The organism is Achromobacter sp. CSND-B12 (assembly GCF_052906545.1).
Window position 1 is genome coordinate 59603 of record NZ_JBREGJ010000001.1, and the last position, 12603, is coordinate 72205.

The 12603-nt window shown below is 67.2% G+C and carries 11 protein-coding genes; 3 read left to right on the plus strand and 8 right to left on the minus strand.

Going from position 1 to position 12603, the window contains the following annotated elements:
- Positions 1–6 precede the first annotated feature (6 nt).
- The 8 genes from tssH to ACUTAG_RS00350 form a co-directional block, all read right to left on the minus strand.
- Complete coding sequence (gene tssH, locus ACUTAG_RS00315; protein ID WP_148318713.1) at positions 7–2691, minus strand: type VI secretion system ATPase TssH; 2685 nt, start codon at positions 2689–2691, stop codon at positions 7–9.
- Between the two features lie 19 nt (positions 2692–2710).
- Positions 2711–3811, minus strand: a complete 1101-nt coding sequence (gene tssG, locus ACUTAG_RS00320; protein ID WP_187378316.1) for a type VI secretion system baseplate subunit TssG — start codon at positions 3809–3811, stop codon at positions 2711–2713.
- On the minus strand, positions 3775–5613 hold the full coding sequence (tssF, locus tag ACUTAG_RS00325) for a type VI secretion system baseplate subunit TssF (RefSeq protein WP_054517727.1): 1839 nt from the start codon (positions 5611–5613) through the stop codon (positions 3775–3777). Before tssF ends, tssG begins: the two co-directional genes overlap by 37 nt.
- A gap of 53 nt (positions 5614–5666) precedes the next feature.
- Positions 5667–6152, minus strand: a complete 486-nt coding sequence (tssE, locus tag ACUTAG_RS00330) for a type VI secretion system baseplate subunit TssE (RefSeq protein WP_006384075.1) — start codon at positions 6150–6152, stop codon at positions 5667–5669.
- Positions 6153–6222: 70 nt separating this feature from the next.
- The gene (locus ACUTAG_RS00335; protein ID WP_006384074.1) at positions 6223–6726 is read right to left on the minus strand and encodes an Hcp family type VI secretion system effector; all 504 of its coding nucleotides are present in this window, start codon (positions 6724–6726) and stop codon (positions 6223–6225) included.
- Between the two features lie 40 nt (positions 6727–6766).
- Complete coding sequence (tssC, locus tag ACUTAG_RS00340) at positions 6767–8257, minus strand: type VI secretion system contractile sheath large subunit (RefSeq protein WP_148318709.1); 1491 nt, start codon at positions 8255–8257, stop codon at positions 6767–6769.
- Positions 8250–8774 carry a type VI secretion system contractile sheath small subunit gene (tssB, locus tag ACUTAG_RS00345; RefSeq protein WP_006384072.1) on the minus strand — a complete coding sequence of 175 codons (525 nt, stop codon included), beginning with the start codon at positions 8772–8774 and terminating at the stop codon, positions 8250–8252. The genes tssC and tssB overlap by 8 nt, the downstream gene beginning before the upstream one ends.
- Before the next feature lie 67 nt (positions 8775–8841).
- Positions 8842–9534 (minus strand): hypothetical protein, encoded by a 693-nt coding sequence (locus ACUTAG_RS00350; RefSeq protein WP_232066894.1) that lies wholly within the window; start codon positions 9532–9534, stop codon positions 8842–8844.
- A 156-nt stretch (positions 9535–9690) separates the two neighbouring features.
- Between ACUTAG_RS00350 and tssJ the strand changes: the two genes are divergently transcribed.
- The 3 genes from tssJ (at position 9691) to icmH (ending at position 12580) form a co-directional block, all read left to right on the plus strand.
- Positions 9691–10308, plus strand: a complete 618-nt coding sequence (tssJ, locus tag ACUTAG_RS00355; RefSeq protein WP_223308493.1) for a type VI secretion system lipoprotein TssJ — start codon at positions 9691–9693, stop codon at positions 10306–10308.
- A 77-nt stretch (positions 10309–10385) separates the two neighbouring features.
- Entirely contained in the window at positions 10386–11732 is a 1347-nt protein-coding gene (tssK, locus tag ACUTAG_RS00360; protein WP_020928029.1) for a type VI secretion system baseplate subunit TssK, read from the plus strand.
- Between the two features lie 68 nt (positions 11733–11800).
- The gene (gene icmH / locus ACUTAG_RS00365) at positions 11801–12580 is read left to right on the plus strand and encodes a type IVB secretion system protein IcmH/DotU (protein ID WP_024069116.1); all 780 of its coding nucleotides are present in this window, start codon (positions 11801–11803) and stop codon (positions 12578–12580) included.
- The last annotated feature ends 23 nt before the right edge of the window (positions 12581–12603 follow it).

Sequence of the window (12603 nt, forward strand, 5' to 3'; positions counted from 1 at the left end):
CCTGGCTCAGGTCAGGCGGTAGCGGAAGTCGCCGTTCTTGCCGGCCGTGACGCGGATGCGCGCGATCGCCTCGCCCTGCGCCATGCGGCCCAGCACCTGTTCGGCGATCTGCGGCAGCAGCGTGCCGTTCAGGATGTGGTCGACGTTGCGCGCGCCCGTGTCCACCTCGGTGCAGCGCGCCAGCACGGCCTCGACCAGCGCGTCGTCCCAATCGAACACGGCGCGGTGGTTGGCCTGCACCCGCTCGGCGATGCGGGCCAGCTTCAGGCCAATGATGCGCGCCAGGGCGTCGTCATCCACCGGGTAGTAGGCGATGGTCTTCATGCGGCCCAGGAAGGCGGGCTTGAAAGCCTTGTACAGCTGCGGCGCCAGCAATTCCTGCAAGGCGTCCGGATCCGGCCGTTCCTCGGCGGTCTTGTTCAGGCAGGCCTGCATGATGGTCGACGAGCCGACGTTGGAGGTCAGGATGATGAGCGTGTTGCGGAAGTCGATCTCGCGCCCTTCGGCATCGTCCATCACGCCCTTGTCGAACACCTGGAAGAACAGCTCCAGCACGTCGGGATGGGCCTTCTCGATCTCGTCCAGCAGCACCACGCTGTAGGGCTGGCGCCGCACGGCCTCGGTCAGCACGCCGCCTTCGCCGTAGCCGACGTAGCCTGGCGGCGAGCCTTTCAGGCCCGAGACGCTGTGGGCCTCCTGGTATTCGCTCATGTTGATCGTAACCAGCTTGCGCTCGCCGCCGTACAGGATGTCGGCCACCGCCAGCGCGGTCTCGGTCTTGCCCACGCCGGAGGGGCCGACGAACAGGAACACGCCCTTCGGCTTGTTCGGGTCTTCCAGGCCGGCGCGCGCGGTGCGCACGCGCTGGGCGATGGCGTGCAGCGCGTGATCCTGGCCGATGACACGCTCGGCCAGCAGCGGCTGCAGTTCCAGCACGGTGCGGATTTCGTCGTTGACCATGCGGCCCAGCGGGATGCCGGTCCAGGCCGAGACGATCTCGGCGATCACCTGCGCGTCGACATAGGCGGGCACCAGCGGCGCCTCGCCCTGCAGGACGCGCAGCTGTTGCTGCAATTCGGCCAGTTGCGCCTGCGCGGGCGTCGGTTCGGCGGCCTTGCCGCCGCGGCGCTTGCTGCTGGTTTCGGGCTCGGGTTCCTGGCCCGCGGCTTCCAGCTCTTCGCGCAGCGCGTGGATCTGCCGCACCAGCTCGCTTTCCTGGGCCAGGCGCGCTTCGGCGTCGGCCAGTTGCTGGCGGATGGCGTCCATTTCCTCGTCCAGCTCGCGCAGGCGGGCCGATTGCGCGGCGCCGGCGGCGGCCTCGCGGCGCAGGGCGGCGCGCTCGGTTTCCTGGCGCGCCAGGCGGTGGCGGGCGTCGTCGATCAGGGCCGGCGTGGCGCTACGGCCCAGCGCCACCCGGGCGCAGGCGGTGTCCAGCACGCCGACGGCCTTGTCCGGCAGCTGGCGGCCGCTGATGTAGCGGTGCGACAGGCGGGCGGCGGCGACGATGGCTTCGTCCAGGATGCGCACGCCGAAATGGCTTTCCATCAATGGCGCCATGCCGCGCAGCATGCTGGCGGCCAGCGTCTCGCTGGGTTCTTCCACCTTGACCACCTGGAAGCGCCGCGCCAGCGCGGCGTCCTTCTCGAAGTACTTCTTGTATTCGCTCCAGGTGGTGGCGGCGATGGTGCGCAGTTCGCCGCGCGCCAGCGCCGGCTTGAGCAGGTTGGCGGCATCGTTCTGGCCGGCCTGCCCGCCCGCGCCGATCATGGTGTGGGCTTCGTCGATGAACAGGATGATGGGCGTGGGGCTTTGCTTGACCTCGTCGATCACGCTTTTCAGGCGGTTCTCGAACTCGCCCTTGACGCTGGCGCCGGCCTGCAGCAGGCCCATGTCCAGCGTGCGCAGCGCCACGCCGGCCAGCGCCGGCGGCACGTCGCCGGCCACGATGCGCAGCGCCAGGCCTTCGACCACCGCGGTCTTGCCGACGCCGGCCTCGCCGGTCAGGATGGGATTGTTCTGGCGCCGCCGGGTCAGGATGTCGATCATCTGCCGGATCTCGGCATCGCGGCCGATCACCGGGTCGATCCTGCCTTCGCGGGCGCGCTCGGTCAGGTTGGTGGTGTACTGGTCCAGCGCCGGCGTCTTGGACAGCCCGGCGGCGGGCGACGCCGCCTCGCCCTGCGCCGCGCCGTCATCCAGCGCCACGGATTGGCCGGCCTCTTCCGAGCCGGCCGTCAGGGCCGCGAAATCGTGCTTCAGCTCTTCCAGGCGGAACGACTCGAACAGGCGCGAGCCGCGCCGCGCCAGCGCCGCCAGATCCGGCTCGGTCAACAGCGCCAACAGCAGGTGGCCGGAACGAATGCGGGTCGTCTGCGTGTCCAACGAGGCGATCAGCCAGGCATGCTCGAACAGGCGCGGCAGGTGCGGCGAAAACACCGGGGTGCGGGTATTGCCGTTCTTGAAGCCGCGGATCTCGGCGTTCAGGTCGGCCTCCAGCACCGAGGCCTCGATGCCGCTGCGGCGCGCCACGATGCTGAAATCGCTGGCGGGCTTTTCCAGCAGCGCCAGGAACAGGTGTTCCAGGTCCACCTCGTAGTGGCCTTGCGCCATGCACAGGCTGGCGGCGCGCTCGGCAGCCTGGCGGCAGGTCTGGTTCAGTTTCCCGATCAGGGTTTTCAGGGGAGTGGCCATGTTCTGGGTTGTCTTGTTCTCAGTGGATGGTGTGCAGTTCGTAGCTGGCGTCGTCGCGGTCCGACGCCGACGGTTCGGTGCAAAGAAAGGAATTCCAGCCCAGGCGCGCGCCGCCGCCCTCGGCGTCGCCGCCCAGCGCGCTGCCGGCGACGTCCTCCTTGGCCATCACCAGCCGCACCTCGTATTCGAAGCTGAGCCCGCCGAACATCGTCAGCAGTTTCTCCAGCGCCTGGGCGCGGGCGCCGCCGGGCAGGAAATCGGCGAACGCCGACCTGGACAGCGGGCCGATCCACAGCCGGATGCGCAGGTCGCGCTGCCAGATGCGCTCGCCCGCCATGGCGGACACGCCCAGCACCGCGCCGGGACGGCCCAACTGAGTGCGGTTTTCGGGCGGCACGTGATACCAGCGGCCGACGAACTGTTCGACCCGCAAGCTCACCTGGAAATAGTCGGCCAGCACCCGCTGCAGGTACGCGGCCGACACCGGCCGCTGCCGCGCCGCCGCCGCGTAGTGCGCCAGCGATTCGTCGAACACGCGTCCCTCGCCGGCATGCAGGCGGTCGCGCAGCGCCGGATGCCCTACCCCGCCCAACGCCAGCAGCAGCGGCAGGTAGTGATGGCCCTGTTCGGTTTCGTGCCGCAGCGGCATGCGGTACTTCTTCCAGGCCGCGTAGAACAGCGCCGCGGCCCGGTTCGAGAAGATGTCGAAGAAGGCGCGGGCGCCACGGTCGCGCGTGGCGCTTTCGCGGTGGCTCAGGATCTCGGAGTAATGCAGCGGCAAGGCCCCCTGCCCGCCCAGCAGGCCGAAGAAGGCCGGCTCGATCTCCACCCGTCCCAGCGTGCCGGCGGCCAGCGCCGCCAGTCGCGCGTCGGCGTCGTGCAGGGCCTGGCCGTTCTTGTCGAAGGCCGTCAGCCCCGCGATCTCGCTGGCCGGAAAGCCCAGCGACGACGAGTTGACGAAGCGCAGGTGCGCCGGCACGGCATTCCTGGCGCGCGTGCCTTCCTGGCGCGCGAACCACAGTTCCAGCACCCGCACGGCCTGGAAGAACTTGAAGCGCTGCGGCTCGGCCAGCAGCGATTCGATTACGCTAGGATCGCGTCGCCGTTGCATGGGGGGCACCGTAGGATTTCTTCCGCGCCGCGGCGCGACAGCACCACCAACTGCACGAAGCTGTTGGCGTGCACGTAAAGGCCGAAGAAGCGGTTGAGCACCGCCACGAAGGCATGCAGGCTGGTGCCCACGAAGTTTTCTTCATTGATCGTCAGCCGGATCTCGATGCCGCGCACGAAGGTCGCGAACGGCTCGCCCGGCATCCAGTGGGTGGCGGGCTTGTAGTCCAGCCCCACCAGCCCTTCGATCTGGCGCGCGGCCACCGCCGCGTGCGACAGGTCGTACAGGCGCAGGGTTTCCTTCAGCGCCGGCAGGCCGCTGTGCACCAGCGACAGGTGGTTCAGCGCCAGGTGCGAGATCAGGCGCCAGTGCGCCGCGCGGCCCTGCTGGAAGCGGTGCGTATGGGTCGGGCGGCGCAGCATGCGGATCTCGCGCGCCACCGAGCCGCCCTCCAGGAACAGGTCGCCGCCCGGCTGGCCCACCGCCAGGTGCGACGGCAGGTCGCGATTGGTGCAGGTCAGCTCCAGGCTCAGCGTTTCGGTCTGCGGCAGGGCCGGATTGAAGTCGATGTCGACGATGGACATCTCCATTTCGTAGCCCGGGCTGCGCTCGGCCACCATCGAATCGCGCCGCGCGGTCCAGTAATGGCTGGCGCCCTCGGGCGTCTCGCCGTGGTGCAGCGAATAGAACGGCCGGAACTCCACCACCGAATCGCCCTGCGCGTTCTGCCGCACCAGCCGCACGCGGTCGATGGAATAGACCTCGTAGCCGTAGGCGCGGCGCGCATCGGCCACCACCGGATAGGAGGCCGCCGCATGCGTGACGCGGATGGGATCGGCGCGCTGCTCGAACAGGTTGATCACCGGCGTGCAGCCCAGCCGGAAGTTGTCGGCCGAGGCCGATTCCAGCAGGCGCGCGGTATTCGAATCGGCGCGCAGCCCCTTGACCGGCAGGTGCAGCGTGAATTCGCGCGCCGGGCCGACCGCGCGCCGCAGCGCCGCCAGGTCGATGTCGACGAAATTGAATTTTTCGGAGAAGACGAAGTACTCGGCCAGCAGCCGATAGGCCGGATGCGAGCTGGCCGGAAAGTCGATCAGCGCGTCGTCCTCGGCCAGCCCCACTTGCGCCAGCGGCACGTCAGGCAGCCGGTTCCAGCGGCCGGGTTGGGTCTCGATGTAGGCCGCCGCGGTGCGCAGGAACAGGCAGTCGCGCAGCGCCGCCACGAACGACGGCTCGCCATGCAGATAGACCCGCAGGCGGTCCACGGCCAAGGTGGCAAAGCTCTGCGTTTCGGCCAGGCAGGCCAGCGTCAGCGACAGGCGGCCGGTCACGCCCGGCGGCAGTTGCGTGGCCGATGGCGCGTTGGCGGTCGAAGCGAACGTGGCCTGGCGGATGGCCACCGGCGCCAGCGTCACGTCGTAGGCCGTGCGGAAGCGGCAGGCCACGCCGCGCACGGCGTGCGATTTCAATTCGGTGCCCCGCGCCACGCGCACCGGCGCGGTCAGTTGGGCCGCCACCCCGCCCATGTCGAACTGCGCGATCGAACACGCCGGAAACGGCCGCAGGTAATGCGGATACATCACTTCGAACAACGCTTCCGTGAATTCCGGATAGTCGTCGTCCAGCTTCTTGTTGATGCGCGCGCCCAGCAGGGCGAACGATTCGATCATCCGCTCGACGTGCGGATCCTCGCAGGTCTCTCCCGACAGCCCCAGGCGCGCGGCGATCTTCGGATAGCGCTGGGCGAAATCCCGCGACGAGCCGCGCAGGAACCCCAGCTCGCGTTCGTAATACGGCAGCAGTTCTTCCATCTTTCCCTTCCTCGCCGGCGGCTGGCCGCCGGCGCCCGCGTGCGTTTATGTTGTCAGGCGGCCGCCGCGGCCTTGGCCCAGCCCTTGCTGACCGAATACTGCAGCGTCGACGGCTGCAGGGTCGCGTCGAACGTCACCGGCTCGTGGGCCGGGCCGACGTCCAGCATCGCGGTGATCGCGAAATACAGCACCGACGTGGCGCGGCTGTCGACCTGGAGCACCACGCGCACGTGCGTCAAGCGCGGCTCGTGGCGGGCGATGGCCTGCTCCAGCGACCGGCAGATGAATTCCCGGTCGTAGTGGCTGGCCAGGCTGAGCCCGGAGAAATCCGACAGCCCGTAGGTCAGGATCGACCGCTGGCAGTTCGGATAGCGCTTGAGCGACTCCTCGGTGAAGACCATGCGGGTATTGAGCAGGGCCTCGATGTCGCGCGCGACGGTTTCCTTGATTTCCTCGACGGACAGGCGCCGCAGCGCGTGCGGCGCCGGGCCGTCCCCGTCGAACAGCTTGTCGAACAGGCTGGGTTCGAATCCCTTCATCACGGACCTCTTTCAGGAAAACCGCGGCCCGGGGACGAGCCGCGGCCTTCGCCTTGCCGCGCGGTCGGGATCAGACCGAGTAGGTCTTGTCGTTCTTGGTCAGGCTCCAGGCGCCCTGGGAATTGCCGCCCTGGTTGCCGCCGACCTTCTGCTGCGTGTACTTCCACTGGACCGCGGCGTACTTCAGCGAGAACGATTCGTGCGGCAGGCCTTCGCTGACCACTTCGGGCGCGACGCGCGAGATGATCACGTACTTGAGCTTGATTTCCAGGTACTTGACGCGATTGCCCTCGCCGTCGGCGCGCAGGAAGTCGATGGTCACTTCGTCAAAGGTCGTGCCGCCCGAAGCGTGCTGGTAGAGCAGCGGGCTGACCACGTCCAGGTCCTTGGTGAAGACCATTTCGCCATGCTCGGTGCGCTCGGCGGTGTGGCCGCCCGAGGTCGAGGCGGTGGCCGAACGCGGCTGGATGATCTCGTGGCGCCACGAGCCCACTTCGATCCAGTCCGGGTGATCCTTGTCCTGGGACTCGCCCTTGAGCGCAGGATTGCCGAATTTGACGTAGATGTCCTTCATTAAAGTACTCTCCGGTTAAAAGCTTTGGATCAGACGGTCATCACGATTTCTGGGCCTGGGCGGGCAGTTCCGCCACCAGACGCAGGGAAATCGACAGCTCGTCGAGTTGGAAATGCGGCCGCAGGAACGCCACGGCCCGGAACACGCCAGGACGACCCGGCACTTCGGCTACTTGCACCGATGCTTCCCGCAGGGGGAATTGCGCTTTCTGCTCCTGGTTCGCGTTGTCGTCCAGCAGCACGTACTGCGAGACCCAGCGGTTCAGGAAACTCTCGACCGATTGCGCGGACGCAAAACTGCCGATCTTGTCGCGCATCATGGCCTTCAGGTAATGGGCCACGCGCGACACCGAAAAGATGTACTGCAACTGCGCCGACAGCACCGCGTTGGCATTGGCGCTGTCGGTGTTGTACTTCTTGGCCTTCTGCACCGATTGCGCGCCGAAGAACGCGGCGTAGTCGGAGTTCTTGCAGTGCACCAGCGGGATCAGGCCGAGGTCGCTCAGCTCCTTCTCGCGCCGGTCGGTGATGGCGATTTCGGTGGGGCACTTGAGCGCGATCTCGCCATCGTCGGTCTTGAAGGTGTGGGTCGGCAGGTTCTCGACGAGGCCGCCGCCTTCGACGCCGCGGATCGCCGCGCACCAGCCAAAGTCGGCAAAGGCCGCGGTCAGGCGCGCGCCGAAGGCCCAGGTGGCGTTGCACCACAGGTACTTGGCATGGTCGGTGCCGTCGACGTCCTCGACGAAGTTGAAGCCTTCCACCGAGGTGCCCTCTTTCGGGTCGTACGGCAGGCGGCCCAGGAAGCGCGGCATGGTCAGGCCGACGTAGCGCGAGTCCTCGGAGTCGCGGAAGCTGCGCCACTTGGTGTATTCGACCGTGTCGAACACCTTGGCCAGGTCGCGCGGACGGCCCAGGTCGGCGAAGCTGTCCAGGCCCAGCAGCTCGGGCGAGGCCGAGGCGATGAACGGCGCGTGCGAGGCCGCGGCCACGTGCGACATCTGCTCGATGAAGTACATGTCCTCGGGCTGGCGGGTGATCTCGAAGTTGCCCAGCAGCGCGCCAAAGGGCGAGCCGCCGAAGGTGCCGAATTCTTCCTCGTAGACCTTCTTGAACATCAGGCTCTGGTCGAAGTCGATGGCGGTCTGGAAGTCGCGCACCAGGTCGCGCTTGGTGACGTTGAGCACCTTGATCTTGAGCATCGGCCCGGTATTGCTTTCCTGGCACAGGTAATGCAGGCCGCGCCAGGTGCTTTCGAGCTTCTGGAACTCGGCGCCGTGCATGACTTCGCTGAGCTGGGCCGAGATCAGGCGGTCCAGCTCGGCCACGCGGGCGTCGAGCATGGCCGACAGATTGTCCGACACCACCACGGTGCCCTTCATGACTTCGCGCGCCAGTTCGCCGATCAGGTCCTTGGCGCGATCGTGTTCGGCAGTGGATTTGGCCACCCGGCTCTGCTCGACGATCTGGTCGAGCAGGCCCGAGTCGGCGGCGGCCGGGGCGGCCGCGTTCTGCGCGGCGGCGGAATTACTCATTGCTGCCTCCCTTGCCGTCCTTGCCGGCTTCGCTGGTCAGTTGCTGCAGTTTTTCCGTGCTGCTGAGCACTTCGCCCAGCAGGTCTTCCAGCTTGTCGTTGCCGGCCAGCTTGTTGCGCAGGTCGGCCAGCTTGGTGCGGATCTCCAGCAATTCCTTGAGCGGTTCGATCTGCTGCACCACGGCCTCGGGGCGGAAGTCCTCGATCGAGCGGAACTTCAGGTCGACGCCGAAGGTGCCGCCCTCGTCGGTCAGGCGGTTCTTCACGCGGTACGCGGCGCGCGGCTCGAGGCCGCGCATCACGTCGTCGAAGTTGTCGACGTCGATATTGACGAACTTGCGGTCCTTCAGGCGCGGCAGCTCGGCTTCCGACTGGGCGCTGAAGTCGCCCACCACACCCACGACGAAGGGCAGTTCCTTCTGCTCGATCGCGTCGCCCTTCTCGACGTCATAGGTCAACTGGACGCGCGGCGGGCGTACTTTCTGGAGTCTTTTCTGAACGCTTTCTTTCTTAGCCATGGGGGCTCCAAGCGGATGCGTATTGACGAAGGCGAGCGGTCCCGGCCAGCCGGGTCCGGCGGGCCGATCAGGGTTTGAGGAGATTGCCGAACGGATCCGGCGCGCGGCCCGCGGGAGGGGCAGAAGTCTGGGCCGGCGGCGTGGCGCCGCCGGATTGAGCCGGCTTGGCCGCGGCGCCGGCGTTGGCGGCCGGCGTGCTTGCGGCGGGGGTGCCCGCGGCGGGCGTGCCCGTGGCGGCTGCGCTGTCGTTGCGCGGCTTGGGCGGCGGGCGCGTGCCGCCGCCGCGCGGCGGCTTGCGGCCCTCGGGGAACAGCACGTCCTGGCCCAGCGTTTCACGCATGGCGGCGGCCAGCGCCACCGCGTCGCTGCGGGCGTTGCCGGCCAGCAGCGCGTCGGCGCGCAGGTCGGCCAATGATTGCATGGCGACTCGCAGGCCGCCCACGGCGCGCACGGTCTTGGCGGTGAAGTCGTTCGAGTCGCGATTCAGCGCTTCGTCGGCGGCAACGATCGCTTCCCCGTATTTCTGCTCATCGAACCGGATCTTGGCGATGTACGACCAGGGTTCGCCGCGCGACGGGTTGCGCTGCGCGATCTCCTGGAATTGGGCCACGGCCTCGTCGCCCCCCTTGTTGGCCAGCGTCTCGGTGGCCTGAGTGATCGACTGCTTGTATTCAGCGTCCGTCTGGGGCTTGTTGGTGGTGGCACAACCGGCCATTAACGCCACCATGCCACCTATGAGGAAATACCGGGAAAGTTGCATTTTTTGGGCACGTGTCTGATGTAACCAAGGGCCGCGTATTTCAACAACTTTTTGTTAGTACACCACTACAGAGGATTACGTCATGTAACTTGCGTCGAAATGTCGTGCAACGTGCCGTCATCTGTATGTTGTCGCAATCATCCGGTATAAAGAGCCATGTCAAAACATCTCAATTTATCGCGATGCTTGGCGGCCACGATGCTCATCGCGGCAGTGCCCGTCATTAATGGTTGTGCGGCGGTTTCCGCCCTTGGCGCGGTCGCCGGAATCACCGGCACGGCGCTCGATGCGGCGGGCCTGAAAAAGGACCCGAATGCGCCCACCGATGTGAAATTGGCGATACACGCCGGAGAAAATTTGAATGCGAGCAGCGGCCAGCCAACCGCCGTCGTTACGAAAGCATACTATTTGAAGAATGCCGAGGCATTTCAGCGCGCGCCGCTCACTCAATTGGTTGATACTGCGCAGGAAAAGGCGGCATTGGGCGACAGTCTCATCGCGTCGCGCGAAATCACCCTGACGCCGGGCCAGCGTTTCGAGAACGTCGAAAAGGTGCCGAAAGGCGCCGCATATATCGCCGTTGCCGCCTTGTTTTACGCGCCCGCGCCGCAGCGCTGGAAATACGTGTTCGAGGTCAAGGAAGTCGAAGACACCGGCATCGTGCTGGGCGCGCATGCCTGCGCCATGACGGTCGCCACCGGCAAGATCGTGCTGCCGCCGGGCATGCCCGCGTTCGATCCGTCCCGGCTCGGTTCCCTGCAATGCCCGAACTGATTCCGGCGCGAGCCGAGCGCGTTCACCGCAACGTCCTCTTCATATATATAGATAGTCAATAACGAGAGCCCGCCAACGTGAGTTATTCAGCGAAGATCCTGTGGGGAGAGGGCCTGTTCCTGCGGCCCCAGCATTTTCAGCGCCAGGACGCCTACCATGAGGCCCGCCTGGCGGAAATGAGCCGCGCGCTGCATCCGTATTCGTGGGGCCTGCGCGCCGCGCGTTTCGACGCCGCCGCGCTCGCCAATGGCATGTTGCGCGCCACCGAACTGTCGGCGATCTTCCCCGACGGCGAAATCTACAACGCGCCGCACAACGACGACCTGCCGCCCGCCGTGGCGCTGGACGGGCTGGACGGCGCCAGCGAGGCCGTGTTCTACCTGGCCCTGCATCCGATGAAGGACATCGGCGGCAACTACCGCGACGCGCAGCAGGCGCAGGGATTCGATGCCCGCTACGCGCACCAGGACAGCCCCGCCCCCGACCTCTACACCAATGCCAGCACCGCCGAGCTGGCGTTCCTGCGCAAGAACGTGCGGCTGCTTTCCGAACACGAGCCGCGCGATGCGCTGCTGACGGTCCCGGTGGCACGCGTGCGCCGCACGGCCAGCGCCGGTTACGAGCTGGACACCGGCTTCATCGCGCCCAGCCTCACGGTGCAGGCCTGCGGCGCGCTGTTCGAGCAGTTGCGCCGCCTGCTGGACGCGCTGCAGGCCAAGGTCAACGCGCTGTACGGTTTCCATCGCGAGCCGAACAAGAACATCATCGAGTTCCGCTCGGGCGACGTGGCCTCGTTCTGGCTGCTGCACACCGCCAACGAAGCTTATTCGGCGCTGTCGCACCTGTTCCACAACCCGCAGCTGCATCCGGAACGCCTGTTCCAGGAGATGCTGCGGCTGGCCGGCGCGCTGATGACGTTCTCGAAGGTGCACACGCTGGCCGACCTGCCGGTGTATCGCCACGAGCAACCCGGCGCGGCCTTCGCGCAGCTCGACACGATCCTGCGCGACCTGCTCGACACCGTGATCTCGACGCGCTACTTCTCCATCGTGCTGGAGGAGCTGCGCCCCTCGTTCCACGTGGGCCGCCTCGATTCCGACAAACTCGACGAGACCACCGCGCTGTACCTGTCGGTGTCCGCGGCGACGCCAGCCAGCGAACTGGCCGAAACGGTGCCGCTGCGCTTCAAGGTCGGCGCGCCGGACGATGTCGAGAAGCTGGTGCTGTCGGCCATGCCGGGCGTGCAACTGGCCTACACGCCACAGGTGCCGCCGGCCGTGCCGGTCAAGCCGGGCGCCTGCTATTTCACCCTGCAGACGCGCGGCTCGCTGTACGACCGCATGCTGCAGGCCCGCAGCATCGCCATCTACGCGCCGTCCGGCATACCCGAGCTGAAACTGGACCTGATCGCCGTCACCCGCTGACGCGCGCCCTGTCCGACCCTTCCCGACCCTTCCCGACGCCACCCCGACATCCAACGACAGAGCCCGCCATGAACACCGCCGCGCCCTCTCTGATGCCCGCCGCCTCGCTCCCGCCGCGCGCCGCCGATTTCTACGGATCGCGCCCCGCCAAGTCACTGCTGGACCTGCTGTACGACGGCTTCCTGATGCTGTTCCTGCTCAAGAGCGGGCAGGAACCGGCCAGCGCCGCGTCGTTCTCGGCGCGGGTGCAGCAGTTCCTGGCGGACTTCGAGCGCAGCGCCAAGAAGCTCGACATACCGGCCGAGGACGTCTACGCCACCAAGTATGCGTTCTGCGCGGCGGTCGACGAGACCGTGCTGAATTCGGGCTTCTCGATCCGCGACGCCTGGATGCTGCAACCGCTGCAGCTGACGCTGTTCGGCGAGCAACTGGCCGGCGAGAACTTTTTCTCGCGGCTGGAGGACCTGCGCGCCCAGGGCGCGCCGCGGCTGCAATCGCTGGAGGTGTTCTACATGTGCCTGCTGCTGGGCTTCCAGGGCAAGTACATGATCGAGGGCCAGGAAAAGCTGGGCTACCTGACCGCGCGCCTGGGCGACGAGATCGCGCTGCTGCGCGGCAAGCGCGCCGGCTTCGCGCCGCACTGGCCGCTGCCCGACAAGATCGCCCACACGCTCAAGCGCGACGTGCCGCTGTGGAGCATCGGCGCGCTGTTCGCGTTGCTAGGCCTGCTGGCCTACCTGGGCATGGCGCATTTCCTGAACGGCGACATGCAGACCGCCATGGCGCCGTATCACGACATCGTCAAGCTCGGCCCGCGCGCCGCCCACCTGACCATCTCGCTGCCCTGACGGCACACGCACACCGCCACGCA

What these genes read in the sequence shown, in the direction of transcription:
- tssC (WP_148318709.1), bottom strand. Translation starts at nt 8,257, where the DNA reads ATGAGTAATTCCGCCGCCGCGCAGAACGCGGCCGCCCCGGCCGCCGCC.
- tssH (WP_148318713.1), bottom strand. Translation starts at nt 2,691, where the DNA reads ATGGCCACTCCCCTGAAAACCCTGATCGGGAAACTGAACCAGACCTGC.
- tssE (WP_006384075.1), bottom strand. Translation starts at nt 6,152, where the DNA reads ATGAAGGGATTCGAACCCAGCCTGTTCGACAAGCTGTTCGACGGGGAC.
- ACUTAG_RS00350 (WP_232066894.1), bottom strand. Translation starts at nt 9,534, where the DNA reads ATGCAACTTTCCCGGTATTTCCTCATAGGTGGCATGGTGGCGTTAATG.
- tssF (WP_054517727.1), bottom strand. Translation starts at nt 5,613, where the DNA reads ATGGAAGAACTGCTGCCGTATTACGAACGCGAGCTGGGGTTCCTGCGC.
- tssJ (WP_223308493.1), top strand. Translation starts at nt 9,691, where the DNA reads ATGTCAAAACATCTCAATTTATCGCGATGCTTGGCGGCCACGATGCTC.
- ACUTAG_RS00335 (WP_006384074.1), bottom strand. Translation starts at nt 6,726, where the DNA reads ATGAAGGACATCTACGTCAAATTCGGCAATCCTGCGCTCAAGGGCGAG.
- tssB (WP_006384072.1), bottom strand. Translation starts at nt 8,774, where the DNA reads ATGGCTAAGAAAGAAAGCGTTCAGAAAAGACTCCAGAAAGTACGCCCG.
- icmH (WP_024069116.1), top strand. Translation starts at nt 11,801, where the DNA reads ATGAACACCGCCGCGCCCTCTCTGATGCCCGCCGCCTCGCTCCCGCCG.